At 40.0% G+C, this 26,144-nt stretch carries 34 protein-coding genes and 1 pseudogene; 10 read left to right on the top strand and 25 right to left on the bottom strand.

Annotation, left to right across the window (positions count from 1 at the left end; all coding sequences use genetic code 11):
* The 11 genes from NKF87_RS01475 to NKF87_RS01425 form a co-directional block, all read right to left on the bottom strand.
* Complete coding sequence (locus NKF87_RS01475) at positions 1-657, bottom strand: hypothetical protein (RefSeq protein WP_253583829.1); 657 nt, start codon at positions 655-657, stop codon at positions 1-3.
* On the bottom strand, positions 654-1,718 hold the full coding sequence (locus NKF87_RS01470; protein WP_008373936.1) for an ABC transporter permease: 1,065 nt from the start codon (positions 1,716-1,718) through the stop codon (positions 654-656). The genes NKF87_RS01475 and NKF87_RS01470 overlap by 4 nt, the downstream gene beginning before the upstream one ends.
* A gap of 70 nt (positions 1,719-1,788) precedes the next feature.
* Positions 1,789-2,991 carry a HAMP domain-containing sensor histidine kinase gene (locus NKF87_RS01465; protein ID WP_118618603.1) on the bottom strand — a complete coding sequence of 401 codons (1,203 nt, stop codon included), beginning with the start codon at positions 2,989-2,991 and terminating at the stop codon, positions 1,789-1,791.
* Positions 2,979-3,653: a response regulator transcription factor gene (locus NKF87_RS01460; RefSeq protein ID WP_023921570.1), complete on the bottom strand. Its 675-nt coding sequence runs from the start codon at positions 3,651-3,653 to the stop codon at positions 2,979-2,981. Before NKF87_RS01460 ends, NKF87_RS01465 begins: the two co-directional genes overlap by 13 nt.
* 94 nt (positions 3,654-3,747) lie before the next feature.
* Positions 3,748-4,065 carry a winged helix-turn-helix domain-containing protein gene (locus NKF87_RS01455; protein WP_253583828.1) on the bottom strand — a complete coding sequence of 106 codons (318 nt, stop codon included), beginning with the start codon at positions 4,063-4,065 and terminating at the stop codon, positions 3,748-3,750.
* A 313-nt stretch (positions 4,066-4,378) separates the two neighbouring features.
* Positions 4,379-5,584 (bottom strand): ABC transporter permease, encoded by a 1,206-nt coding sequence (locus NKF87_RS01450; RefSeq protein WP_119246872.1) that lies wholly within the window; start codon positions 5,582-5,584, stop codon positions 4,379-4,381.
* On the bottom strand, positions 5,568-6,458 hold the full coding sequence (locus tag NKF87_RS01445) for an ABC transporter ATP-binding protein (RefSeq protein WP_008373946.1): 891 nt from the start codon (positions 6,456-6,458) through the stop codon (positions 5,568-5,570). Before NKF87_RS01445 ends, NKF87_RS01450 begins: the two co-directional genes overlap by 17 nt.
* Positions 6,442-7,206 (bottom strand): hypothetical protein, encoded by a 765-nt coding sequence (locus tag NKF87_RS01440; RefSeq protein ID WP_117470419.1) that lies wholly within the window; start codon positions 7,204-7,206, stop codon positions 6,442-6,444. The genes NKF87_RS01445 and NKF87_RS01440 overlap by 17 nt, the downstream gene beginning before the upstream one ends.
* Entirely contained in the window at positions 7,203-7,718 is a 516-nt protein-coding gene (locus NKF87_RS01435; RefSeq protein ID WP_117470420.1) for an RNA polymerase sigma factor, read from the bottom strand. The genes NKF87_RS01440 and NKF87_RS01435 overlap by 4 nt, the downstream gene beginning before the upstream one ends.
* A gap of 103 nt (positions 7,719-7,821) precedes the next feature.
* Positions 7,822-8,547: a M15 family metallopeptidase gene (locus NKF87_RS01430; RefSeq protein WP_008373954.1), complete on the bottom strand. Its 726-nt coding sequence runs from the start codon at positions 8,545-8,547 to the stop codon at positions 7,822-7,824.
* Between the two features lie 73 nt (positions 8,548-8,620).
* Positions 8,621-8,875 carry a hypothetical protein gene (locus tag NKF87_RS01425; RefSeq protein WP_005333435.1) on the bottom strand — a complete coding sequence of 85 codons (255 nt, stop codon included), beginning with the start codon at positions 8,873-8,875 and terminating at the stop codon, positions 8,621-8,623.
* 259 nt (positions 8,876-9,134) lie between these two features.
* On the opposite strand from NKF87_RS01425, the pseudogene NKF87_RS01420 reads away from it, so the two are divergent.
* From NKF87_RS01420 to NKF87_RS01405, 4 genes and pseudogenes are all read left to right on the top strand, one after another.
* Positions 9,135-10,004, top strand: a pseudogene (locus NKF87_RS01420) (BRCT domain-containing protein); the annotation flags it as partial.
* Between the two features lie 77 nt (positions 10,005-10,081).
* A complete protein-coding gene (locus NKF87_RS01415) occupies positions 10,082-10,585 on the top strand; it encodes an NADAR family protein (RefSeq protein ID WP_023921566.1) in 504 nt (167 codons plus the stop codon).
* A 21-nt stretch (positions 10,586-10,606) separates the two neighbouring features.
* On the top strand, positions 10,607-11,080 hold the full coding sequence (locus NKF87_RS01410; protein WP_005333427.1) for an LPD11 domain-containing protein: 474 nt from the start codon (positions 10,607-10,609) through the stop codon (positions 11,078-11,080).
* 89 nt (positions 11,081-11,169) lie between these two features.
* The gene (locus tag NKF87_RS01405; RefSeq protein ID WP_005333425.1) at positions 11,170-12,534 is read left to right on the top strand and encodes an ATP-binding protein; all 1,365 of its coding nucleotides are present in this window, start codon (positions 11,170-11,172) and stop codon (positions 12,532-12,534) included.
* Positions 12,535-12,597: 63 nt separating this feature from the next.
* Here the strand turns inward: NKF87_RS01405 and NKF87_RS01400 are convergent, their stop codons facing one another.
* From NKF87_RS01400 to NKF87_RS01375, 6 genes are all read right to left on the bottom strand, one after another.
* On the bottom strand, positions 12,598-12,960 hold the full coding sequence (locus NKF87_RS01400; RefSeq protein ID WP_005333424.1) for a type II toxin-antitoxin system HicB family antitoxin: 363 nt from the start codon (positions 12,958-12,960) through the stop codon (positions 12,598-12,600).
* Positions 12,944-13,201: a type II toxin-antitoxin system HicA family toxin gene (locus NKF87_RS01395; protein WP_005333422.1), complete on the bottom strand. Its 258-nt coding sequence runs from the start codon at positions 13,199-13,201 to the stop codon at positions 12,944-12,946. The genes NKF87_RS01400 and NKF87_RS01395 overlap by 17 nt, the downstream gene beginning before the upstream one ends.
* 2 nt (positions 13,202-13,203) lie before the next feature.
* Positions 13,204-13,560: a hypothetical protein gene (locus NKF87_RS01390; protein ID WP_005333420.1), complete on the bottom strand. Its 357-nt coding sequence runs from the start codon at positions 13,558-13,560 to the stop codon at positions 13,204-13,206.
* Between the two features lie 9 nt (positions 13,561-13,569).
* Positions 13,570-13,791, bottom strand: a complete 222-nt coding sequence (locus tag NKF87_RS01385; protein WP_005333419.1) for a DUF5348 domain-containing protein — start codon at positions 13,789-13,791, stop codon at positions 13,570-13,572.
* Positions 13,792-13,837: 46 nt separating this feature from the next.
* Positions 13,838-14,497 (bottom strand): recombinase family protein, encoded by a 660-nt coding sequence (locus tag NKF87_RS01380; RefSeq protein WP_040015506.1) that lies wholly within the window; start codon positions 14,495-14,497, stop codon positions 13,838-13,840.
* Between the two features lie 205 nt (positions 14,498-14,702).
* A complete protein-coding gene (locus tag NKF87_RS01375) occupies positions 14,703-15,014 on the bottom strand; it encodes a winged helix-turn-helix domain-containing protein (protein ID WP_023921561.1) in 312 nt (103 codons plus the stop codon).
* 253 nt (positions 15,015-15,267) lie between these two features.
* On the opposite strand from NKF87_RS01375, the gene NKF87_RS14455 reads away from it, so the two are divergent.
* Positions 15,268-15,609, top strand: coding sequence for a winged helix-turn-helix domain-containing protein (locus tag NKF87_RS14455; protein ID WP_005333412.1), 342 nt, complete (start codon positions 15,268-15,270; stop codon positions 15,607-15,609).
* Between the two features lie 153 nt (positions 15,610-15,762).
* Here the strand turns inward: NKF87_RS14455 and NKF87_RS01365 are convergent, their stop codons facing one another.
* Positions 15,763-16,287, bottom strand: coding sequence for a PadR family transcriptional regulator (locus tag NKF87_RS01365; protein ID WP_005333410.1), 525 nt, complete (start codon positions 16,285-16,287; stop codon positions 15,763-15,765).
* 210 nt (positions 16,288-16,497) lie between these two features.
* Here NKF87_RS01365 and NKF87_RS01360 point away from each other — a divergent pair, with 210 nt between their 5' ends.
* Entirely contained in the window at positions 16,498-17,853 is a 1,356-nt protein-coding gene (locus NKF87_RS01360; RefSeq protein ID WP_005333407.1) for an MATE family efflux transporter, read from the top strand.
* 130 nt (positions 17,854-17,983) lie between these two features.
* On the opposite strand, the gene NKF87_RS01355 is transcribed toward NKF87_RS01360, so the two are convergent.
* On the bottom strand, positions 17,984-18,172 hold the full coding sequence (locus NKF87_RS01355) for a helix-turn-helix domain-containing protein (RefSeq protein WP_005333406.1): 189 nt from the start codon (positions 18,170-18,172) through the stop codon (positions 17,984-17,986).
* Complete coding sequence (locus NKF87_RS01350; protein WP_253583826.1) at positions 18,172-18,699, bottom strand: sigma factor-like helix-turn-helix DNA-binding protein; 528 nt, start codon at positions 18,697-18,699, stop codon at positions 18,172-18,174. Before NKF87_RS01350 ends, NKF87_RS01355 begins: the two co-directional genes overlap by 1 nt.
* Before the next feature lie 326 nt (positions 18,700-19,025).
* Between NKF87_RS01350 and NKF87_RS01345 the strand changes: the two genes are divergently transcribed.
* Entirely contained in the window at positions 19,026-19,355 is a 330-nt protein-coding gene (locus NKF87_RS01345; RefSeq protein ID WP_005333402.1) for a helix-turn-helix transcriptional regulator, read from the top strand.
* A 150-nt stretch (positions 19,356-19,505) separates the two neighbouring features.
* Here the strand turns inward: NKF87_RS01345 and NKF87_RS01340 are convergent, their stop codons facing one another.
* Complete coding sequence (locus NKF87_RS01340; protein ID WP_005333400.1) at positions 19,506-19,877, bottom strand: hypothetical protein; 372 nt, start codon at positions 19,875-19,877, stop codon at positions 19,506-19,508.
* A gap of 4 nt (positions 19,878-19,881) precedes the next feature.
* Complete coding sequence (locus NKF87_RS01335; RefSeq protein ID WP_020436706.1) at positions 19,882-20,820, bottom strand: ParM/StbA family protein; 939 nt, start codon at positions 20,818-20,820, stop codon at positions 19,882-19,884.
* A 321-nt stretch (positions 20,821-21,141) separates the two neighbouring features.
* Here NKF87_RS01335 and NKF87_RS01330 point away from each other — a divergent pair, with 321 nt between their 5' ends.
* The 3 genes from NKF87_RS01330 to NKF87_RS01320 all read left to right on the top strand — a co-directional run bounded on the left by NKF87_RS01330 (position 21,142) and on the right by NKF87_RS01320 (position 23,058).
* Positions 21,142-21,537 (top strand): hypothetical protein, encoded by a 396-nt coding sequence (locus NKF87_RS01330; protein WP_118011129.1) that lies wholly within the window; start codon positions 21,142-21,144, stop codon positions 21,535-21,537.
* 149 nt (positions 21,538-21,686) lie between these two features.
* Complete coding sequence (locus NKF87_RS01325) at positions 21,687-22,280, top strand: RNA polymerase sigma factor (protein ID WP_020436704.1); 594 nt, start codon at positions 21,687-21,689, stop codon at positions 22,278-22,280.
* Entirely contained in the window at positions 22,252-23,058 is an 807-nt protein-coding gene (locus tag NKF87_RS01320; protein ID WP_109215051.1) for a hypothetical protein, read from the top strand. The genes NKF87_RS01325 and NKF87_RS01320 overlap by 29 nt, the downstream gene beginning before the upstream one ends.
* A gap of 577 nt (positions 23,059-23,635) precedes the next feature.
* On the opposite strand, the gene NKF87_RS01315 is transcribed toward NKF87_RS01320, so the two are convergent.
* The 3 genes from NKF87_RS01315 to NKF87_RS01305 are packed head-to-tail and all read right to left on the bottom strand — an operon-like array spanning position 23,636 to position 26,114.
* Entirely contained in the window at positions 23,636-24,082 is a 447-nt protein-coding gene (locus NKF87_RS01315) for a hypothetical protein (RefSeq protein WP_005333384.1), read from the bottom strand.
* A 32-nt stretch (positions 24,083-24,114) separates the two neighbouring features.
* Complete coding sequence (gene srtB, locus NKF87_RS01310) at positions 24,115-24,897, bottom strand: class B sortase (RefSeq protein ID WP_117887981.1); 783 nt, start codon at positions 24,895-24,897, stop codon at positions 24,115-24,117.
* Positions 24,894-26,114, bottom strand: coding sequence for a CHC2 zinc finger domain-containing protein (locus NKF87_RS01305; protein ID WP_119246869.1), 1,221 nt, complete (start codon positions 26,112-26,114; stop codon positions 24,894-24,896). The genes srtB and NKF87_RS01305 overlap by 4 nt, the downstream gene beginning before the upstream one ends.
* Positions 26,115-26,144: the final 30 nt, after the last annotated feature.

Below are 26,144 nucleotides of genomic sequence, written 5' to 3'. Positions count from 1 at the left end.
TTACCCTCTCTTCTTTAATATCTTAGGAACAAATGCAAGCATCATCCCCGCAAATACCACGCACAGCACCTTCCCGCCAAGCCATCTCCACTCTGTCAGCTTACCGAAATCACAAGTTCCGTAGGAAAATGGTCCCCAGTTTTTCAAAAACTGAGTTGCCTTTCCGGAAATAGAGAAAAACCAGAAAAGCAGCACGACACCCATACCAATCCATCTGTTTCGAACCAGATTGCTGACAGTTACGGAAAGCACACTCCAAAACAAAACAGTTCCGGGAATCGCAATACAATAAATTCCAAACAAGGCACCGCCATCTAATTCTTCTGTCAGATTCACCGGTTTCTGCCAATAAAAGAGTCCATATGCCAACAAACTGATTCCAATCAGATAAGCTACCTGCACAAATAGTCTTTTATAAACTACCCCTGCCTGCTTTTTTAGATTATAAAGGCAGAATACTTCCGAGCGTTTGCTCTGCACTTCCACCAGATAAGTATCTGCACAGAAAACGACTGCCAGAAGCGAAACAGCTCTTTCCACTGCCCCTCCGATTTCTTTTGCGTATACAACAGGCTGGATTGCACTCAATATCACAACAAAAGCGATTGAATATGCAATTTTATAATATGGCATACATATTTTTACTTCTTTCTTCAATGTACTCTCCTCCTTTTCCACATCCACACCGCTATAAACATGAGCAGTATGGATGCTGCCACAAGAAGCAGTTGATTGAGATATACCCGATATGGCAATCCCGTTTCAAAAAAATTCCCCGGAAATCTAACCATAATAGAGAATGGTCTTGCATGACACTGTCCTTTGCTGTCCCATGTCAGCATATTAGAATAAATGATATAAAGAACCAGCGCCGGAACCGCTGGAAGCGGATTCTTAAACAGCAGCGCTGTAACCGCATACACACAGCAGATCATCAGGATGTTCGGCAGGACATACAGGATCGAATTCTGAACAAAATCCAGTATGTTCATAGCAAATCCTGATTTTACTGCCGTGGCATAACACAAAATGATAAATACGATATTCATAATGACCAGTGCCGTCGTCATGATGAGAAATCCACTGCTTATTTTCCCGGCAATATATTGAAAAGCCGTCATCGGTTTGGTGTGCAGCAATTCATAAGTATTTTTCCTCATATCCTGGAAAAATAAAAACGCCAGCAGAACCGTTGCAAAGAATGCCATATGCAGGCTTGCAAAATCTGTAAATTTTCTTCCGAAATAATAGGAGAATGGATGTTTCTCAAGATTTTCTCTGATATACCGATTGACTTCCTCCGGGCTTCCCTGATACCATGAAACGTCCTCATACACATAATTGGCACCATTAAAGTGGTATTCCGTTTTCAGATACTGACACGCCTCCGTAATCTCCATCTGTTTCATCTCAGATATCACTGCCTCCGCCTCTGCTTCCGACATGCCAAACCCATTCTCTGTGTCTTGAAGTATCTTTACAATCTCTTTCTCCCACAGTTCTCTCTCCTTATCCGGTGTTGCCGGAATACATCCCTCCATAACATCCCCATCGGAAGCCATTTTTACCTTCCTGAAGGTTTCATCCGGCTTCACGTAATGAATGGACAGATAAGGTGCAAGTGTCTGGTACATACTGATTAAAACAACAATCAAACCGGTCCAAAATATCGGATTTTTAAGATAATTTTTCAGATTCCTTTTTATGATCGCTTTCATAAGTCATCCCGCCTTTCTTTTTTCTACAAACAGCATAGCCTACAAATCACAACAAAAAAACAACAGCCATTTATTTCTGCTGTTGTTTTTCTGATACATAATTTTTAAACACTGCCTCAATTTCCGCACCACCATCTGCTGCATTTTTTATCAGCAGTTTCCCGCCATGCCGTTCGCAGTAGATACGGCTGATATACATACCCATTCCAAAATGCTTTAAATCATCCTGCGAATTTTCATGATAAAACGCCTGTGTCACCGTATCGGTATTTTCCTGAAATCCCGTTCCGTCATCACCGATACTCATTTTCAGATCCTGCGCCGTCACTGTCAGCTTCAGCCCGACTTTCTGACTGGCATAGCGGAATGCATTGGACAACAGATTATCCGCTACTTCCATGATGATTTCCGCATCTGCGACCAGAGTTTCCGACTCTCCCACTGCCGTTACCGTGAAGTCCTTTTCTGATTTTTCTTCCATGACTTCTGCCAGCGTTTTTATCTGGCTGATCAACTGCCGGATATCCACCACGGAACAGTTTAATTCCCGTTCTTCCAGTTTCGTCATCTTCCGCATAGCATCAATAAAATGGTTCATCCGTTCAATCTGAAGCATACCGCCCCTTAACATCTCCATCATTTTCTCTTGATCAAGCATATCTTCCGGAACAAATTCCAAAAGCATTTCCTGATATCCCCGCATGATTGCAAGCGGCGAGCGGATATCATGGGCAATCGCTGCACGCAGTACCCGCTCATCTTCGATCATCTGCCAAAGTCTACGGTTATTTTCTTCCAACTGCCCACGCATCCTTTCAAATTCCCTGCACAGCATCCCCATCTCGTCCTCGTTCTCATAAGCCATATGAAAATCCAGATCTTCCTCCGCAATCATCTGTGATGCCATCTTCAGTTCCTGAATCGGTCTCTTTAATTTATTTTTGTAAAACAGGCTGACCGCAATTCCACATCCGGCAAAAGAAAAAAGCAATACTCCGTACGTCTGAAGGAAATCACAGGTTTCTGAAATATGCCAGTCCATTCTGCTCATTTTACTCTGATTCGGTCTCGGTACCACTACCTCAAAATTTTCATTGCGGTCATTCATTGCCTGATAATACTCGTCCTGATCCACGTACTTCCACCAGACCTCCTCCTGTATCTGCCCGGCAATCTCAATAATTGACACAGAAAGAAAAAAAGTGACAATCAAGCTGAGTATCGTATATAAAACCATTGTCTTTTTCAAGGATAAATTTCTTATCTTTTCCATCGATACCCCATCCCCCATACTGTCTCAATGTATTCTGTCTGCGTATATTCCGCCAGTTTCTTTCTCACTCTCCGGATCAGTTCCGTAACAACACGGCTGTCACCTTCCGCATCATAACCACACACCTTTTCGTATATCCGCTCCCTGTCAAAAACCTGTCCTGGATTCATGGACAAAAACTCAATGATTGCATATTCCAGCTTCGTAAGCTCCAAATCATTTTCACCGATCTGAACCCTCTTTGCTCCATAATCAATACTGAGGTCTCCGTGGAATCTGTATTCAGACTTCCCTTTATGACGCTCCTCACGCTTCAAATGTGCAATAATACGAGCATCCAGTTCTTTCAGACTAAACGGCTTCAGTATATAGTCATCCCCACCGGATAAAAGCCCGTTTACCCTGTCCTGCTCCTCCACTTTTGCCGTCAGGAAGATAATGGGACAAGTTACTTTGCCCCGGATACGTCTGCATACTTCTAATCCGTCTATTTTAGGCATATTGATGTCCAGCAAGATAATATCCGGTTTCTTATGGATTTTTTCCAAAGCATCTGTGCCATCTTCTGCCATCATTACATCATATCGTTTGATTTCAAAATAGTTCTTTAACATCTTTAATAATTCGATGTCATCATCCACGATCAAAATTCTATATGCCACTTTTATCACCTCGTTTTATCAGTATACAACGAAAAAAACAATAAATAAACAACAAGAGAAACACTTCGAGCCGCCCATTGCCGGACGGCTCCTTTTATGCCCGAAAGCGATAACCAACACCACGTATCGTTTCTATGTAGTGCGGTGTTTCCGGATTTTCTTCTATTTTCTTTCTCAAGTTCTTAATCAGACCGTAAATTCGGTTATTCACTTCTGACTCCGCTTCCTTATAGATATGCTGATAGATCTGTTCTTTCGTGAATACCCGATTAGGAGATAACGCAAGATATAGAAGCAGATCATATTCATGTCGGGTAAGCCCCACTGTCTTATCTTCTCTGATTACACAACGCTGAAGCTGGTCTATTTCCAGACTTGGGAATCTCAACTTTTGAATGTTTACATTATCCATAAACTCTACTGTGTTTTCACAGACTAGAACCGATTTAATCTTATTCAGAATTTCTTCCTCGGAATCAGAAAACGTAAGAATCATTACTTTCCCATGGTATCACCTGCTTTTCAACCCTTCCTGATCTTTTTCAAATATCCGGAAATAGTTTATAAACATATCCCGAACGAGTTCACGTGATGTCATTTAATTTCTCTTTTATATAAAGAGGCACAATTACGCAATTTATCAGTAGCCCTCTTTTTTATCCGGATCATAAAATTTCTGCAGTAACAGCCGAAAGTTTCAATAGCTTTATCAGACGTTCGTAATACTATTTCTTCTTTAACCCATATCGACTATAACCTATATATATTAAAGGCAACAGTACAATAAATAATAAGATGTACAGAAACATCAATAACGAAATCTGACGAAATACAAACGAACCAATCTGAAAAAGAATCGGCGTCCTCACTGCATTAAAAATATTAGTCAATACAGTTGGCAGCAAATTGAAAAAAGCATCAAATGCCGGTAATACTCTTGCGATAAACGGCATCATACAAAGCAGGAAAAACGGGATACAAATCGCCAGATTCGGTGTATGCATCTTAACTGTCACCAGCATAGTCAACGCAGCACAAAACATTGTCACGATATACCCGCCCACAAGTATCAGCAAATAATATTCTCCATATGTCATAACATAAATACTGTATGGATCATCAATCTGATACGGCGTGAAAAATCCGCTTGTTCCCATTACTGCAAATGAGATAAGAGACAATACCCCCACTCCGATCCAATAGGTAACCGTTGACACAAGTATTCCCGCAAAAATCTTGTTTTTTATTGCCTTCGTTCTTCCATATTTAGTGGTAAAAAAAACATCCTCTGTTCCCGGGCGGAACTCTCCGGAAAATATACCAGCTACCAAAAAACCTATGATCACTGCCATTAACAGTACATAAGTTTGTGCGTACATTGTCATCGTAGTCCAGGAATCTTTTGCTTCGAACATAAAAGGTATTTCTATCTTTTTATAAACGCTTTCCAGATAACTTCTCTTTTCAGGTGTAGTACCATACTCTTCCACTATTTTCTTCATATTGTCCTGATAGATTGTATAGATATTCTGTAGCTGTTCATCTGAAAGCTGATATACTACACTTTCATTCCATTCTGAATCTGGAGTCATTATGCCAATTACAAAACTATAAATATCATAATATGACTGTACTGTTTTTCCATATTCTGTATTTGGTATTTCATCCGGATATTTGGCAGATATCGTCTTGTAATCATTTATTACTTCGGAAATTTTCTCCGCTGTAAGTTCCCCTTTCCATTGATTGATATTTTCAGCCAGAAGCCGTCCCGATTCAATCCCAGTGTGATTTTGCCCCTCTTCATCCACATAGCGCATACTTCCGATTGCCATACCGGAATAAATAATCGTCACCACAAGCACTGCCGCAAGCAAAACCTGATTAACCCGCTTAGAAAAGATCTTTTTCAACTCATATTTGAACATCATCTTTATCACCTGCCTTTTCTCCAAAATACAGAAGAAATGCATCCTCCAGTGTTGTCTCCACCTGTACTGCATTCCTTGCCGGCGGCGTCTTTGAAAGGACTCTTAGTTCCACTCCGTCGGCAACTGTCCTTACATTTCCAGTCAGATATTTCTTCATATAATTATTCAGTTCCCTTTTAGGAACAGTACAATTCCATACTGACATATCCATAGACAAAATAATCTCATCCGATGTTCCTGTATAGAAAAATTTTCCTTCTTTCATCAATATGATTTCATTTGCCACGTATTCGACATCTGACACAATGTGGGTAGACAGCAGGACAAGGCGGTCTTCCGACAATTCACTGACCAGATTTCGGAACCGGATTCTCTCATTCGGATCAAGACCGGCGGTTGGCTCATCCAATACTAATATCCGCGGATCATTCAACATCGCCTGAGCAATTCCGACTCTCCGGATCATTCCCCCTGATAAAGTGCGCATCTTTTTTTTTCGCTTTTCAGCCATCCCGACCTGCTCTAGCAGTTTTAAAGCCCTTTTCTTTGCCACGATGGGACGGAGTCCTTTGATGGATGCAATATACATCATGTAGTCATACACTGAAAGATCCGGATAAAACCCGTAATTCTGCGGCAGATAACCGAGTATCCCTCTATAAGATGCTCCCAAACTGAAGATATCCTTTCCATTCCACAAGATTTCTCCGCTTGTCGGATTTATCGCTGTACACAGCATCCGCATCAAAGTGGTTTTCCCCGCTCCGTTTACTCCCAATAACCCATATACACCTTTCTCCATAGAATGTGTTACGTGATCTACTGCATGTACATCTCCATAAGCTTTTGTTACATTTTTAAATTGCAGTTCCACTCGACTTCACCTCCCAGTTTATTTCGCAGTTACATTGCGATTTGTGAACACAAAAGATCAGATAACCAAACGATATGATCAGCAAGCCAACCCAGATCGGTACCGAAATTTTCTGATAAATAGAATCTGTGGACACAATCAGCGTCCAAATCAGTATGCAGGATATACTTAGAAAAACAGCAATATGCTCCATATCATTCCATTTGCTATACAATAGTCGGAAACAGATACAACAGGAAACATTAAGCGGCACTAGAAAATCTATGATGATCCGGTATGCCGAAATCTGTAGTGTATAAACTGAAATACTGAAAAAAGCTGTAATCATAACCAGATCCACTGCTGCAAATAGCAATGTCCTTGCAGCACAGATCTGGCGCAGTGAATAGAATGCCGTTTTTTCGATCTCGACTGCAGAAAATCTCCGGTTCTTCCAGATTTCAGGTACGATCATCACAGAAAACATCACCGACATAGCCCCCAGTGTCCGCTCTGTATTTGCTCCTCCATCTGAGTCCGCCAGCAGAATCCAAAGCAGAAACAGGATTCCTCCCTGCAGGGCCCACCATCTTTTCTTGATAAATTTGAACTGCTCAAATAAAAATTCGAAATATGACGCCCGTCTGTTATCCTGACGGCTCACAATGTCTGAACACCGTTCCATTACTGTGCAAACTGCCGTTTCCTGTATATATTCCTTCTGTATCAAGGATTTATACTCCTTGATTTTTCTCTGATACTGCTTCAATCTCTTCCCTCCTCCAACTGTTTTGACAGTAATTCTTTTGCTTTCGAAACACGATATTTTACAAGTGATAATTTTATATGTAATAAATCAGAAATTTCTTTTTGTTTTAACCCCTGAAAGAAAAACAAGATTGCCGTCTCTTTTATTTCTTCCGGAAGCAGATCCAACGCCCGTTCTACATCAAGCCGGATTTCTATTTCTGTCAGATTATCCTTTTCTATATCCGGCAACTGATCCAATAATATTTCCTTCTTTTTTTTATAGTAGTTTTTAATGATATTTCCCGCTATGCTGTATAGATAGCTCTTCGCCTTTCCTATTTCAGCTCCGCTCATCAGCGCTCCGAAAAACCTCACAAAAGTTTCTTGTACCATATCTTCTGCACATTCTTGATTGTGGATGTGCAGAAAGCAATATTGATAGATAAAAGAATAATATTTTTCAACAAACTGATTACCTGCATGGTTGTTGCCGTTTCTGATTTTCTGTAGTAATAAGAAGTCAGAAGTCATCTCATTCCTCCTTCCTCATTTGCCCCCTATATTTTACCCTCCTATATACTAAGACACCTAACAAGCATAAAAAGTTAGTTAAAGATAAATTATTTTTTAATTTTTATTTTAGAGTCTCGATATACTCCTCCAGACACAATCCTTTTTTCTGCATTTCCAGGGCAGCATCCACCCCTACATACCTATAATGCCAGGGTTCATTGTTCACTCCTGTAATTTCTATCTTATTATCAGGATACCTTTTAATAAAACCATATTTATATGCATTATTGGCAAGCCATGTATAAACAGCATCCGAAGAACACTTGGACGTATCCGCATTGATATCAACGGCTATCCCAAGTTCATGCTCACTTGTTCCAGGTTCGGCAACATATTCTTTCGCAAGTTTTTTTGCCTCCCCACGTGAATAGCCTTCATCCTGATACTGCTGAATTCTCTCATTCATAATATCTTTCTGATCCTGAGTTGTCCTGTACCCTTCCCTTACAAATAATTCAAGTCCCTCAGCTCTGGCATCATCAAACATCTGCTGAAGCTGAGGATAGATTCTCGAATCCACTTTTTCTCCGTTTGATAATTCTGTGAGTTCTACCTCATAATTACGGGGAACACAATAATCGTCATTTACAAGAATCAAGTTCCATCCAAAAGAAGTATCAGCTTCCCTTCTAAATAGATTGAAACTGTTAATCATCGGAATTTCACCCTGAATCGCCATATACGAAACAGCCCGCAAAAGCACAAATCCCAATATAAACACTAAAGCAACCACAGCGATTTGCTTCAAAAGTCTCTTTCGCCTGGTATACCGTTTATAACTTCTCATGTTTATCACCTTCAATCTGCTTTCAAATTTAATAATCTATATTTTATGACAATTCAGCATATAGAAAAGTTAGTTATTCGTGAAAATTATTTTTAAATTTAGAACTTGCATAACCACTACGATGTAAAAACAGTTTAGAGGCATTTATGACAGAGATTGATTTTATCTGGTTTTCGACTTTCTCCACGAAAGTGGCAAAAAATACCTGGCTACGAATTCCTTCGCTTAGGGCAAATCTGAAATCCTGAACGCTTTTATTCCTGTAGCCGACAAATTTGTCATCAACATAAGGCAAAAGCTTCATTGAGGAATCTATTTCATTTGACATATACTACATCTAGTGTTATACTGTTCTTATATCAATTATTTGTGTCAATCCGGAAAGGATTTATCACACGCAGTTTAGGTTTGAAACGTAGTCAGGAGTTTTCCTATGCCCAACAAGCAGCAGGGACTTCTGGCTTTTTTTATTTTGCAGGAAACTGCATCTATTTTGAGAATGAACATAAGCGTCATTCTCTTTTTTTATGCCTGAACGCAGGGAAAGGAGGATTACGGAAACAAATGATTCCGGAACTGGCACGCCACAAAAGAATCTGGATCGTGGAAGGTATACCGACATCACGCCTCCGGTCTGCCCTTGCTGTGGTTCCAAAACCAGAACCTACAGCCGTAAGACCAGCGACGGTCGCACCGTAGAAACTCTGCATTGTGATAATCCGCAGTGCGACAGCCAGATCACAAGAAGGTTTGTCCATTTTGCCAGCAAGAAGGCAATGAACATCGAAGGACTGTCAGAAGCCACTTTAGAAAAATTCCTGAATCTGGGCTATCTGCACTCTTTTCAGGACATCTATCATCTGGAGGAACACCGGGAAGATATTGTGGCACTGGACGGATATGGTGAGAAATCTTTCGACCGCTTGTGGGAATCCATCAACGCCAGCCGGAGGACCAGCTTTGTCCGCTATCTGGTTTCCATGGATATTCCTATGATCGGCAGAACCAAAAGCCGGATTCTGGACACCGTATTTTCCGGAAATTTAACTGCATTTGAACAGGCGGCTGTCGGAGATTACGACTTCACTCAGTTAGAGGATTTTGGCGAAATCTTAAATCACAACATCCATTCCTGGTTTGCAGATGAAGCAAATCTTGATTTATGGAAAAACTTACAGAACGAATTCACATTTGAACAAAGAAAGGAAGAGACCATTATGACAAAAGAAAACAAATTTACAGGATGTACCATCGTAGCAACAGGGAAACTGGAGCATTTTACCAGAGACGGTATCAACGATAAGATTCTGGAGCTTGGTGCCAAACCTGGCAGCTCTGTAACAAAGAAAACCGATTACCTGATCTGCGGGGAAAAAGCCGGCAGCAAACTGGCAAAAGCCCAGAGCCTTGGTATTCCAATTCTTACAGAAGCTGAATTTTTGGAGATGATTGCATAACCATCTCTGCAATAGATGAGAATTATTTTGAGGTGTGGCTGAAAGGCCGCACCTCTTTTACAAAGGAGGAATTTATAATGAATCAAACAAATACAAGCAAGCGCATACCTACACAGATCAATGAATTTCGGGGAGATTATGCTTTTCTAAGCAATTTCTATCCGGCACCGGTCTCTTACATGGGACAAACCTATGCAAATAATGAAGCTGCTTTTCAAGCGCAGAAAACACTCTCTGCGAGAGAGCAACGCAAATTCTGTATTTTTCGGATGCATAATCCTTCTGATGCAAAGAAACTCGGCAGAGATCTTACATTACGCCCGGACTGGGAAAAAGTGAAAGTCCGGCTCATGTATGAAATCTGCATGTGCAAATTCATGCAGAACCCGGAACTCCGGGATAAACTTCTTGCAACCGGAGAGTCCACACTTATTGAAGGAAACAACTGGGGTGACTATTTCTGGGGCAAAGTCAATAACTGCGGAGAAAACCAGTTAGGAATCATCCTGATGGATGTACGTGCGAAGCTGCAGTGGAATGCAGAAACAGCGCCCAATAATATACCTCAATGTCTGCAATAAAGGAAAGGATGGTCTAATAGAATGAATGAAAATGCAAAAACAAAATTAGTGCTTGAGTATACTGGCATGGATGATTTTTCCTGTCCGGTATATAAGGACCAATTCGGAAAGTTGTGGAAGGATATTGACCTTGGCAAAGAGCCTGAACCGAATCTTTATTCTTTATCTTTTAACCATATTGATGGAGAACCTTCCCATCCCATACAGCAGGAGTACACATTTCATCCGGCTCCGTATCAAAGAAGTTCCTATGAATTCGAGTACCGGATGTTAAGTAAATTACAGTCTGACTGTGAATACTATCTGGGCTACGGAAATCGCAGTCCGTCTATCCTATGCAATCATAGCGTTCAAAACCATATTGCCCGTATGAAAGAATTATGGAATGGTTTTCCCACAGATCAGAAACCGGAATGGCTGACCTGGGAACAGCTTCTTCAGTACGAAAAAGTAATGACAGAAACCGGAATACCCGTGAAGAACTGCTCAGACTAGACAATTCATCATTTATCAGAAATTACCCTCTATATTATCCATTCATATTTTGATATAATAGGAACAGTTGAAAGAAAGGAGCATTTCCCATGTATCTGAAAAGAAAAGTTTACGATCAGCTTCTGGATTGGAAAAACGATACCGTCCACAGCACCTTGGAAGTGAATGGTGCCAGACAGGTCGGAAAAACATATATTATCAATAAATTTGCGGATGAGAACTTCAGGCACAAGATCTACATTAACCTGTTTGATTTGTCCGGCAAACAATTTATGGAATGTTACAAAAAAGCCACAGACTGGACTCCCGGTACAAAACGACCGGAGCAGCCGCTTCACGATGCTTTTAAACTCTTCGATCCGGATTTTGAAGATACCAACGATACAGTCATCATTATTGATGAAATTCAGGAATCCTCAGAGATATTCAACCGTATCCGAGAATTTACCCGCTATTTTCAAGCGCATTTCATTGTAACTGGAAGTTATCTGGGACGTGTACTGGAACCGGAATTCAAATTCTCCAGTGGAGATATTACCAGTATCCGTATTTATACCCTTTCCTTTAAAGAGTTTTTGGAAGCATTGGATGACCAGCTTTTTCAGAAGTATCTATCACTTCCACTGGATCATGCAGATGACACCGTACCGGAACTATATGACGAATTAAAGAATGTTTACGACATCTATAGACAGATTGGCGGCTATCCAAAGGTTGTGGAAACATACCTTAACACAAAAGACGTGGAAGCAGCTCAAAAAGAGCTTGTTAGAATCATCCGCATTTTCTTAAACGAATCTATGCGGTACTTTGATGACATCACAGATATTAGTGTTTTTACCAACATCTTTTTAAGCATCTGCCGTATTCTGCTTCGTGAAAAGAAAGGATTAGATGAGGACAGTATAAGTGAAGAACTGCAAAAGCTCGTTACAAAGAATTACTCCAGTAATCTTTCTAAAGCAACCTGCTATCGTGCTATCAACTGGCTTTACCATTCTGGAATCATCGGTTTCTGTGGCAAAATCACAGAACTGGACATCTTGAATTTCAAACCGGGAAGCCGCTGCTTCTTCATGGATCTTGGAGTTGCATATTATTATCTCTCCAGAACTGGTGCTACTGTATCAACTATGGATGGCTCATTGAACGAAAACTATGTTTACATTAACTTGTCCAAACGCCAGGAATTCCCGGAAGAAATTATCTTTGAGACACCGGCTTTTGCTACTTATAAAGGTGGTGAAATTGATTTTGTAGCTCAGACATTGAAAACTCACATCCGCTATCTGATTGAAGTTAAAGCCGGTAAGGGAACTGCATCTACTGCCTTGAAGGCATTGGAACAGGGGAAGGCCAATAAACTACTATATCTGAAAGGTGATACCAAAGGCGGAACCGTTGGAAACGTACAAACACTTCCTATCTATCTGCTAGAACAATATCATTTTTAATCAAAGAAAGAATACTTCGAGCCGCCCATCCGGACGGCTCTTTTCATCTATATTCTTGTATATTTATTTTACTAACAGCGCATCATTCTTTGAAAGAAGATATATACAGTATTGATTCATACTGATGCCTTCTTTTTTTGAGTGTTCCGCCAGATCCCGGTGTAAGCTGCGTGGCATCCTTATTTTAAACTGTCCCGAATACTCTTCCAGGCTTCCCGGTTCGTGAATCTCAATCCCTTCTTCCAGTGCAGCTTCTAACCATGCTTTTTTTGCATCCGCTGCATTTTCAACTGCCCTTTCTATCGTCTCTCCACAGGTGATGCATCCCGGCAGTTCCGGATAAGAAACCACAAATCCACCTTCATCCTTATCTTCCACAATTTCCATGCGATAGGACATTGCCAAATAATCATTCAGTGTCTTCATCGTTTTTCGCCTCACTTTCTACAATCTGCTTTACCATTTCAACATAAATTTTCTTGATTGGTTCGTGTTTCGGTATTGTTATCGGCTGGCATCCCGCTTTACGGAATGTATAATGGCTGCTCCCACTTCTCGGAGCATTTATCTCATATCCATAACTTTCTAATACTTTTCTTAGTTCATCAAAACGAAGGTCTTTCGATAATGAGCAAATTCTTGTCAATAGTTTATCCCATTTCGACATCTTTAATGCCTCCTATCTATAGTATATGTGGTGTCATATGTGGTGTCAATCTGTTTTTCATCTTTCTTGGTCAAATAAGGCTGCAGCTCTTTCTTAGCAGCCGTCACAAATTCTTCTTTTCTCGAACTTACCATATAAATCTTCCAGAGCATCAGATTCAGCTTTTCCGCATCCACTGCTTTGCATTTCTTTTTAATCATGCGGATAAACGGATAGATTACCGTATCCGATAACTTGTTCCCAGCAATCAACATCGTTCCATCCGTTCCATATACCTCATACAGACATTCCAAAATACTCCCCAAATCTGTCACCAATCGGAATGCCGGCTTTTCATATTTCTTTTTAGCTTCCATCATATGCTCCTCCTACATTCGAACCGTCAGTCCACTGAGACTCGTCTTAGGAAGCCCTACCAGATACCAGTCTTCATCCATTTCAATCCGAACCGGAATCCATGCATCCTTTACCTTCACATCAAAACATTCTCCGCAATGAAGACCTCCATAATAAGATTCAATCCCAAACCGGATATCAAATCTTCCCATTGATGGATCATAAATTAAAGTACCTATTCTCTTTTCACTCATATTTCTTTCCTCCTGAAATTCTTTGGTCTATATAAGTAATAGGACTTTAATTTGCAGAATTTGAAAGTTCCGGGTATTTTTCATAAAAAGTTTTTCGATAGCGATAAAAAGTTGAGTGCGTCATTCCCAAATTTTTACGAAGCTGTGTAGGTGTCGTTTCTCCAGAAACTACGCTTTGAAAGTTCTCATCAAAAGTTTCCTGCTTCATCACACTTGGTCTTCCATAATCATCCCATTCGCCCCGCAATTTCTTCGCTTCTATCCCTTCCCGCTGTCGCTTCTCCTTTTTCTCCAGCTCTGCCTGCGCCATAGAAGCATAAAGCTCCAGCATCATGTTATTGATTGTTTCCAGCATCATCCTTGCCATCGCATTATCCATCACAGATAAATCCATAAGCGTAGTCGGCAGTTCCAGAACCATAAGCCGCACTCCCATGTTCTTAATCCGCTGGATCTGTTGCATGGTGTCATACTTGTTTCTTCCCAGTCTGTCCAATTCTGTAACAATCAAAATATCTCCCGGCCGCAGGACATCCTCCACTAAAACGGTATATCTCGGACGATTAAAATTCTTCCCTGTCTCCTGATCCGTAAAAATATTCGTAAGTGCCATCTCATGCTCGTTACAGTACCGCTCAATTTCCTGTATGCCACGGTCAAGATGCTGCTCCTTTGTACTGGTACGGTGATATCCATATATCTGCATCCACATTTCTCCTTTCCATGTCCCAAAATATCCACACTTTTATTGGTATATTTCAAAACTGTGTGTGTAACCTTTTTGAAATATAATCCCTCTTTCCGGAACGTACTTCTAAAATGTATACATTTTGGGATATGTTTCTTTTCTATTTCTGTACGTACCAGAGCCGAAAAGTGCAACAAATATGACAAAAAACTCCCAGAGGATGTTACTCCCCTGAGAGTGGTTGAAACTTATAGCCCACACCTCGGACGGTGCGGATGTAATTCCAGTTCCGTGAATCTACTTTTAACTTTTTACGAAGCTGGCTAATGCAGCACATAACCGCATTAGCACAGTCAATCGGTTCTTCCTTCCAGACATTACGATAAATCTCCTCGTGAGAGAATACCCAGCCAGGATGTTCTGTTAGATATTTTAGTACCGTAAATTCTTTCAGACTCAATTCAATCTTTTGATCATTCATAAAAACAGTATGACAGCGAATATCTATCTGTAGGTTTTTGTCTTTGTAATGCAATTTACTTTCCTCCTAATCTGTTTCACCTTATCACAGCTAATCTAAAATGCTATTATTAGACTGCCAAAACTCAAATTCAAAACCAGAGCAATGCTTTACCTGCAAATAGTCTGGTAATAGACCAGTAGAATCGCAATAGCTGCAAGAGCCAGAAACGGCAAACACATAATTACCGGGGCAGAGTGAAGTGATAAATAAGAACCACTGATTTTTTAGCATTTCAGCCGGATATACAAGCCATCCCCATAGATTGGTGACCGTTACTGTTAAAATTACAGCACTGCCTATATATGTGGCAGCTCCTTTCCGGGTAAAGTTAAAGTCGCAGACCTTTACGACCTACGGCTTAATAGTACGAAAAGACATTAACTTTTCTGTAAAAGAATTTGATGTACTTTATATGCTATATTCTAATCCAGGGATGGCTTTTACTAAACAACAGATTTATGAAGCAGTTTGGCATGAAAAAGCAAATGGTTATTTCCACGCCGTGGAAAACACTATTTTTCAAATACGCAAGAAGATAAAAAAGTATTCCAGCGACAAGAATTACATAAAAACAGTAGTTGGATATGGGTATAAATTTGAAGTTTAATCTGCAGGATATAAGGAGCACCGGGTTTGAGGGAGATTCCCCACTAAGAAAATTTCTATGTTCTGGCTACAAAGCCGGAACATAGGTCGGCATCCATCCCTGTTTCTTCCCAATCCTGCAGACCTAATAAGAAATCAGCTAGTGACTTCTTCATCAAAAGTCTTTTTTTAGAGAAATAATCCATTTTTCAATAGCATCCGCCAAAACTATCTGCTGTTGCAATACTGCCATACCAGTCTTAGGGATTTCCGGATCATTCTCTTTCTCTCGAAGATTTTCCTCCAGATAAGTTTTTAATATTTCAATATTTTCCTCAATACTGGCAATACATGATTGTTGACTTTCAGGCGGTAACTTATCCAAATTTACAATTACTGCATTAAAATCTAAAAAAAAGTGAATGGGTTTAGAGGCTGTTTCCATCATAAGCTTTACAAATTCTTTTTCGCCTTCATCTGTTAATGAATAAACTGCTTTTTCAGGCATCTTACCTTCTTTCACAATTTCTCCTTTAATGAAGCCTTTTTCCTCCAACTGAATTGCTTTTTTGTAAATGGATGGTGTACTGATTTTTACCCATTTTGATATATTACGATATTCCACTAATTTTTGAATATCATAGGCTCCCATCGGTTCCTTTTTCAATATTCCTAACACAATTAAATCTATTGTAGCCATAGTTCACCCACTTTCTATATCCACGAAAGCTATAAAATACTTACGGTTATATATACTGTAATTTATAGTATTTGATTTTATACCTCTTGTCAAGGAAATTGCAGGATACACGCTTGACAACTACTATAAATTATAGTAGTATTCTCTCACGTAGTATACTATAATTTATACTACTATAATTTATATTCTTAATTGAAAGGAGTATTTGAAATGAACAAGAATAACAACAAAATGGATTTATTAGGAAATGCACCTGTTCCCCAAGCACTAATGGCTCTTGGTATACCGATAATGATTGGTATGCTTATTAACGCTCTCTACAATTTGGTGGATGCTTATTTCATAGGAGGACTTGGCGAGAGTCAAATGGGTGCAATTTCCATTGCGTTTCCTTTAGGACAAGTAGTTGTTGGTTTAGGTCTGATGTTTGGCAATGGTGCCGCCTCCTACTTATCAAGACTTTTAGGGCGAGGAGATAGGGAAGCTGCAAGTAAAGTCGCCAGTACTGCATTATACAGCAGTGTTTGTATTGGCGCAGTTATTATTATCGGAACTGCAATTTTTTTGAAACCTATTTTAACCATGTTAGGTGCAACAGACACGATTATGCCATACGCCCTTTCTTATGGAAGAATCTATGTTATTTCATGTATTTTCAATGTATTTAATGTAACGATGAACAATATCGTTGCAAGTGAAGGCGCCGCAAAAACAACTATGTGTGCATTATTATTAGGAGCTGTATTGAATATTGGTTTAGATCCTATTTTCATCTATACTCTCGACATGGGGGTTGCTGGTGCGGCAATCGCTACAGCAATTTCTCAAATGGCTTCTACTCTTGTATATTTAATTTATGCATTACAGAAAAAAAGCGCTTTTACATTTTCCATTAAGGAATTTTGTCCTTCTAAGCAGATCATAACTGAAATTCTGAAAATCGGTATACCCACATTGACTTTCCAGCTTCTTACAAGCCTTTCTATCGCATTCATAAACCGGGAAGCTAATATCTATGGAGATGCTGTTATCGCCGGAATGGGCGCTGTTACAAGAATCACTTCAATGGGAACTCTGGTTGTGTTCGGCTTCTTAAAAGGTTTCCAACCAATTGCCGGCTTTAGCTATGGTGCCAAAAAGTTTGATCGGCTCAGGGAAGCAATTAAAACTTCTATCTTATGGTCAACAATATTTTGTGTAGTTGTGGGATTGACAATAGCCCTATTTTCCACACAGATTATTTCGCAATTTACAGAAGGCAATACAGAGATGATTTCTGTAGGTCAAAAATCGCTAATGGCAAATGGATTTTCCTTCTTCGTATTTGGATTTTACACAGTGTATTCTTCTCTGTTTCTTGCACTTGGAAAAGGCACCGCCGGATTCGTTCTTGGGGCTTGCCGACAAGGTATTTGCTTTGTTCCGATCATTCTGTTGCTCCCATCATTCTGGGGCATAAATGGAATACTATATGCACAACCGATTGCCGATGTAATTTCTGCTATTGTTACTGTGTTTATGGCTCTACATCTTCATAAAGAACTGGCAACAACAAAAGAGCATTAAAGCATCAGGCAACATAATAGATCAACACCGTCTGCCGCTTCGAACTGAGGCAATATCACCCTTCAAAAAACAATCACTCCCAGAGGATGTTACTCCCCTGAGAGTGATTGCAGCCTTTGTTTAAGATAACTTACTCAATTATCTGGAATCTCTGGATACACTGAAGCAATGTACTTACCAGTTCCTGATACAGATCTTCATCAAATCTGCCATTCACAATCGCATTCTTAATTAAAAGCGGCTTATATATCTCTAAAATCTTCAGTACCGCATCTGCATTTCCTTCTTTTGCCTTTAAAAGTAATCGTTCAAAATTCATTAGTTTTCACCTCCCATCACCTTGCGGATCTTCCGGATTGCATAATAATAAATACCCTTGCATCGCTCCTCTGATAACCCGTTTAGCCTGCTCATTTCCTCAAAAGTACGTTCTTCAAACACATGCTGGTAAATCAGCTTCCGTTCTTCATCCCGCAGCGTATGAAGCGCTTTCATCAGTCTTTCATCTGACATCTTATTCCATTCTGGATATTTCCCCTGTGCCTCCTGCAATAAAAGCTGCTCCCTCGTTTGGTTCTCCAGCAATTCTTCGATTACAATTCTTGCCTCCATCTGTCCAATATCCTCCAACAGTTCTTCTGCATCAGCCATCTGGATTTTCTTCTCCAGATAATCATGTCGTTTTCCACGGACAAACTGTATCAGATATGCTGTAAAGTGATTTTGTATCTTTGATCCTGTATATGTTTTTTTGTTCATTTGTTTTATCCTCCGAAATTTTTTATCACGTTCCAAAAAATTCCGAGGATGGCGGTGAGCGTCAACAAAACGTGACACTGCCTTCATTTTTTCGAAAAAAAGAAAGGCTGGACCACTCTATTCGTAGTCCAGCCGATACTTCTCTTTCTATGTAATTGTGTAGGATATGCAATGATAGTATCTCATATACTGCATATTCTAACTTCTCTCCGACACATTGTATGGATAAGATTTTTTTAACAGATTCAGTTCCTCTTTGGCTTTTATCTTATGCTGTCCATTCATGTCTGTCGTACTTACTTCCATGTTTCTCTATTTGTGCATGTGTTATCCTGCTTATCATAACGCACTTTAACGCATTTCGTATAGTGTTAATCTACGATAAAATATATGCATTAAGTGAGGTGATATAGATGGTGAAAAAATTATTGGGAGATGCAGTCAGGGAAGAACGTCTCCGCCGCAATCTTTCGCAAAACAGCCTTGCGGAACAGGCAAAGATTTCTTTACGGACTGTCTCTGATATTGAAAACTATATTGGCAATCCACAGTTGGAAACACTTTATGCCTTGGCAACTTACTTACATATTTCCATAGATGCTATATTTTCTAACCAGAAAACGAACCCGGATTCTACCATGCAGCAAATCATGGCAGAACTAAATTCCTGCCCGGAGGAGCAGAAACAGCTTGCCCTTTCTACACTGCGTGGACTTCTGGATGGATTCAAGAACCTAAGTTAAGGCTCTCCCGTATCCTTCATCATCTACACATTATACAAAGACAATCTGTGAGTAATCTGTGAATAGTCTGTGAGTTTTCTGTCTATTCCCATTCTGATACAAAGAACAGGAGAGTACACTGCCATAAGCATGTGTATCTCTCCTGCTTTTTTATGCCCTGCGAAATGCACTGATAGCATCCACTACATTCTGTCTCATAGTCTGATCCATCCGCAGCGGTTCTTCTTCCATCAAATCAACTTCTGTGGGCATTTCTCTATTTATCTTAGAAACGTCCTGCCCTTCCAATACCTTTCTTACTTCTTCCCGGATGATTTGCTGCATCATTGGCCGGAGCATATCCGGTTCCATGCTTATACTGCCATTACCTGTCTCATCCGTTCTTCCCGTATATGCCAGAATTGCCGCAACGATCAGTTTTGCTTTTTTCTCTGTCGTATTCAGAAGTTCTGTCACATACACGTGATCTGGATCCGACTTATCAAAACCAATAGTGAATACAAACGGATTTTTCTTTCCCATAAAATCACACTCCAGCCTGTGTCATGCGATACAAAAGATCATATCCATCGGCATTTGCTTTCATATCCCGGATAAAGGTATGTTTTCCCAACCGGTCTGCCTGCTCCAGAAATCGTTCCAGAAGCACTGCTCCGCCGCCGATAAACACCGTATAAGTAGATTTTGTATCAATGCCCCGCTCTCGGATGCTGTTCAGAAGATCGGTAACAAAATTCTGAACCATGGTTTCTACTGCCTGTACAACAGCTTCCTCATAATACTGCGTTTTTCCCTTGATGATACTGTCGATATCTGCCTCCTCCAGAAGCATGTCATATTCACTGTTAATACTGGAAATGATATCGTTATACATGGTAATCACACCTTTTTCCAGAGAATCACAATAATCCATATCCGGTCTGCCACTTCTCATCAGAAGATAATCAGAAGTAAATCCGCCAATATCAATCCCTACGACTTTCGGAATCTCACGGATTTCCATCATCCTCGTCATCATGGCTGCATAATCCTGCGGAAACGCCATTACATTCTGTATACAGAGGTGATAGACTTTATCGTTGAAGCACAGTTCCTGCACCTTCCCGTCCCCTTTGAAATAGCGTTCATATCTCTCACAAAGCTCTGCAAAATGCTTCGGCGGAAGCCCAATCGGAAGTTCCACCTGAATGACATCCTCCGGCTGGATCTGGCTTTTCTGCTCCAGCTCCATTGCAATGGCAAATAAGGTCAGAATCCAGAATCGGTTCCGGCTGTCCTGCGTCTTGTCCCTCTGGTACGGAATCCGCTTCTCACTAAGGGTATAATACTTTCCCTGATATTTCAGATACTTCTCTCCCCTGGCAGGCTTTTTATCCTGTTCCGTCAGTCCTGTGGTAAAGATAAAATGACAGGTTTTCATGTTCCGGTTCCCGTGATCCACGGCTACTCTTAATTTTTTAATCATAATGATTTCACTCCTTTGTATTTGATACTTATTCTGTACGTAGGAGGTACCTAGAGTGCAACTCTTTATAATCCATTTTCTTATTTTACCAATCAAAAAATTCAAAAAACAAAAATTAAAAATTATCTTTTTTTATTTTTTAAATAAATGCAACCGTTACAATATTTACTGTGTATCTTATTACAAAGGGAACCTTGGAAAGGAGTCGTGTACATATATGAAGGCTTATAAAAAATAATCAGTTTTATCCTAACACTCGTTATGATGCTGTCGCTAAGTGTTAATGTTTTTGCAGCAGAGCCGCTTACAGATGACCCTAATATGATTGAATGGAAGTACACTGTGTTTGCTGACGAAAGCCTGCAGAAAGTTGTTGAAGAAGGTGTTATTCCAAATGCATATGCCCGATATACTTGGCGCGGAATCACATTGAAAAATGGCGAAGTCGCCATATTAACACCATCAAATAACAGTATGGGACTTTATTGTAATAGCGGCAGATACATAACTATAAATTACACTTTGAGCCGTTCTGCTTTTCATCGTTCAAGAGTACGCGCATACGTAGCTGGACCTTCATCAGAATTTGTGCGTGAGATTACAGCAAGTGGTTTGCGTTCAGGATTTACGACACAGGCAACAGATTACTATTACGGCATGGTAACTAATCTGTCCTCTGATGCCTTTACAATCAAATCATTTTCTATTACATTTTAATAGTGGAAAATATTTCAAGTGCTGGTGAGTACTTATCCTGATTTTAATTGAAGCTTTTTAACTTGGTTTCTCGGTTCCCTTTTTTGAAAATACACATTCCCATTATTAAACCACTGCTATAGTATTCACTGAATTTATGAGGTAGAAGCATGTTATTTAACATAGATGAGAAACAACTGATGCTCGAACTAAAAAATAAAGATGAGCGCGCTTTAAAAATATGTATGAACAAATACTACAGATATGTTGTATACATAGTCGAGAATATTATTGGAAGTGCTTTGCCATATGAAGACAAGGAGGAGGTCGTGTCTAATGTTTTTGTAGCTCTATGGAATTACAGTGCAGATTTAGATACAGATAACTACAGCACATTCAAACCCTATTTAGGAACAATCGCAAGAAACATGGCAAAAAACGCATTACGAAAAACCTCTAAGATGCATTTTGAAAATTACGAAGATGCGTTTCAGGTTGGAACGAACGAACATATTGAATACGGGCCGTTAAAAGAAGAAGTAATCAAATGCTTAAAAGAAAGCATATATGAACTATCAGTTGACGAAAGAAAATGTTTTATCTCGTACTACTATTACACTAAGACAATCGCTGTAATAGCAGAAGAAACCGGATTAAAAGAATCTACAGTAAAATCCAAACTGTTACGCGGACGTAAAAAATTAAAACTAAAAATGGAAAAGAAGGGATTTAGATATGAAGACTGTAAAATTTTCTTTGAATGAGTTAATGAGTGAAATTGATGAATCTTTTATTGAGGAAGTGTATTTTCATGATTGCAATAAAATACTGAAAAAATATTCCAAACAAAAGATACGTCAAAATGTATTTTGTAAAACAGCTTCAAAACATAAGCCTTTAAAGTTCACTTATAGAACTGCAATTATTGTAACTGTGGTTTCAGTGTTTTTGTGTATGCCTGTATATGCTGCAATCAGTCATCTGTTAACATCGGCTTTAATTGATGACAGCAATCGACATTTAATCGGGACAGAAACCAATGATAGAAGCTACATCATATTAAAAGACGGTGTATATACCAATGAAAATGGGAAAGTTGTTGATATTGAGGAATTAGCCAAATCTTCATCAGAATTTCCTGAAAGCAGAATTGTTAAAAGCAGTCTGATGCCTAATTTCATACCATCATCAATAGTAGAGATTCCTACTGATAAATCAGATGAAATGTATATCATTCCAGAAATAATTCTAATCAACAATTCACTTTGTGTACTTACACAAGACAATGGAAAGGGATGGGAACTAACTGATAAAGATAATATAGTCATTTCGTTTGATAAATATAAATCAGACATTACAGTATCCCAAGATTTGATTATCGGTTATGTAAAAGACGGGATAATGTATGAAGGAGAAGTGTTCGATGAACTGAGTGGAAAATATAGTTTCTCACCAGATGAAAAAGGGGAATATTTTTTCTATCTGCTTAGCGGAAGTTCCGATTATCTATCTCTTAAAAGCGGTAATCTGGAGGTAAATTAAATGTTGCTTTTGCGGGACTTCAGCATACCAATTAACTTTAGTATAAGGACAGGAAGACCTCTTCCGTACAGGAATAGGTCTTCTTGCTGTCTCCGTGCATGCTTTAAAGTATAAATAGGCTTTAATCTGGATACAATTTCAACTGCATCGTTGATACACGCTGTGTTTATCTCGTTTACTGTATCATTCATAAGAATTTAATTGGTTATGTTTATTGTGATGATAGAGTAGCCTTTGTTTTGAACATCTTCCTTGAAAGATTTGTAAACGATACTGTAGATTATCATATTCATTATGTCGGCGTAGATTCTTTAGATGAAGAATGTATTGAATGCAGAAAATACTCTGATTATTGTGAACATATTTTACCTGCTTTCTGGATAGATGACGATTTTTGTGAATAATGAAACACTGGTGTTTGGTTATTCAAAATTTAAGCTGATAGATACTGGTGTTAAGTATATTAATCCGAAGCATTTTTCCGTAAAAAACTTTGTAAAGTATTGCAGATTCAATAAAGAGTGAAATTACAGTAAAATAAAAGATAGTTTTTTCGTTCCTTTGTTATGCCATTGTTCTACGCCGGAATCTTTTCTGCCATCTCCGGCAGGCACTTCTCAAATAATTCCCGATATCTTCGATACCCTTCATCCCGGAGTGGACCTTGCAGTGATGTCAGAGACCAAAGGAGAAGCTCTTCCTCTTCCACAGCATACGGAGAGGTATAGACAAATTTTTTTCCGTCAAAATGCGGTTTTGATAACTTCAGTATTTCCGTAATCTCTCCTTTTGTTTCCGCCTGCATAATCATTTCCACTTTCTTCCGATGGAACTCGCAGACGATGCTCTCCAGAAATCCCTGCTTCAGATAAAATTCCGCCCTTCTATAAAGTTTTACAAGAGCCTCCACTCTTTCATCAAATAACTTGTCCTTTTCACTGACTATCATCTGTGCCAGTGCGTTTGCATGTTCCATAACCAATGCTGTTCCCATTACATTTCCTCCCATAATAAAAGCTGGCATAAGAAATTTCTTCTCACACCAGCACGATTCTTTTATTCCTCTGTGATGATCTCACTGCTTAATTTTCCATGTACCAGATAGCGATAATTCCGTCTGGAATTGACACAGGTAGACAGCGTAACTATCCGATCCGTTGCCGACAGCTCGGTGCCGGTATCATAATCCCTATAAGAAGACACCGTATCCAGAAACGTCTGAAAATCTTCCGCTTCCGGGAAATGATACCTATATCCCTCACTTCCGGTTCTTCCCGCATAGCAGGAAAAGATACGATACTTGAGGATCTTGTCCGGCAAATAGAGATAAAACTCCGGATGTTGTTCAAATAGCTCTTTGTCTTGGTACTTATCCAGAGTTCCGAACATGCTCCCGTTTTTCATATTATGCCCGTACACGATCGTATTCTGATCCGTAAAGTCCGGCTGATTATGGCAGTCCACAAAGATGCTCCCGTTGATATTGGATTCTCCCGAAAAAAGGTGATGAAGATAATATGCATTATCTTTCCCCTGTACCACTGGATAACTGATATCCAGTGCCGGAATCTGAATCCACGCTATGACATCCGGATTAACCGCTTTTAAACCTGCAAAATCAATTTCCAGATACCTATTCTTAGGTTCCTCCTTTTCTTTCTCAGGCTCCGGTGATTCTTCTTCCTCTGGTTCCTGAACATATTCCTGCAGTTTCTCGTAACTTACGTCCCCTTTCTGATACTTCAGATAAGCACCAAAGAGTTTTCCTGCCGCTGCGAGAAAAACAAGCAACAGGCAGATAATGAGTCCTGCAAGAACCGTATTTCCTTTTTTTCTCATGATTGTTCTCCTTTCGGAAGAGCCGAAGTCTGTGCCCCGGCTCCTTCCTTCTGTTTGATGGCGGCTAAATAGTCATCAATCCCCTTGTGTTTCCCGTTCCACTCCCCGCTCTCGTCCATATCCCAGACCATCCGGTTCATCGGCAGGGAAAGCTCCCGGCAGATTTCATAGACCTTATTGCAACCGTTCTGGATAATCCTCCGTTTCTCCGCCTTATGCTGGCAGATAACAGGGGAACGCTCAAAACAGACCGCACACTTACTGTCATGATGATTACAGGCTACTTTCATCTTCTTATCCATGTCATACGCCTCCAAAAGCTGTTTCATCCCATAACCTTTCATCCGTTCCAGCACTGGTTTTAAATTCCGATACTGATTCACTCCGGCAACACATACAAAGGTCGCACTGGATAGATAATGGGCGATAGTTCCTTTTAACGCCCCTTCTGTCAAATAGACTCGTTCAGCATGAAGATCACCGATGACATGTACCGGACTTCCAGAGGAAACTCCCTGGTCATAATTGACACTGGACAGCCAGATATATTTTTTCGTGTCAGTCACATGATCTACCCGGATCTGAAAACCCTGGATGAACCCGTCCAAAGAAACTATGGGAATCAGGATTCCTGAGTTTTCTGCTTTGAAGTTAATCGTCCAGTTTCCGTCTGTATCCCGGTAGAATCCCGGCACGCCTTTCACCCTATATCCTTCTTCTGCCAGCCTTTTGACCAGCTTCTTCATTCCAAACAGCGGGACACTCCGGTAACGCTGTGCTTCGATCTGTTCCGGTTTTAATCCCCGTCTTTGCAGATCCTCCTGATGCTTCCTGTTAAGCGTGAGCATGGACAGCATTCTCTGATACGTCCGATGGATTTCCTCTATGGGTGCAAGCTCTGCCGTTGCCTTTTCTTCCTGTACCGGCGTTGCTTTGATATAATCCGTCCGGTATTCTCCTTTTCCTAATGCTTCCCGGATCTGCTGATTTGCTTCGGAGAGTGTAACATTGTGCAAATCCGCATAAAGCTTCAGCATCCCCCCGGACGCATCACAGCGGTTGCACCGGAATACATTCTTTTCCACATTGATATTGAGTTTTCCATGCGTCTCTCCACAAAACGGGCAGTCATAATAGTTTCCCCGCCGCTTTCTGAGATGCAGCACCTGCACCACATCCAGTATTCCATAATCAAACCCAGACATATCATAATACATCCCGGTCTCTTCCTCCTTTCCCCCACAGAA

It is taken from the genome of Dorea longicatena, from assembly GCF_024168045.1.
Taxonomy (GTDB): Bacteria; Bacillota; Clostridia; order Lachnospirales; family Lachnospiraceae; genus Dorea_A.
The sequence above is the reverse complement of the archived record's forward strand: the minus strand, read 5'-3'. Positions and strand labels throughout refer to the sequence as shown.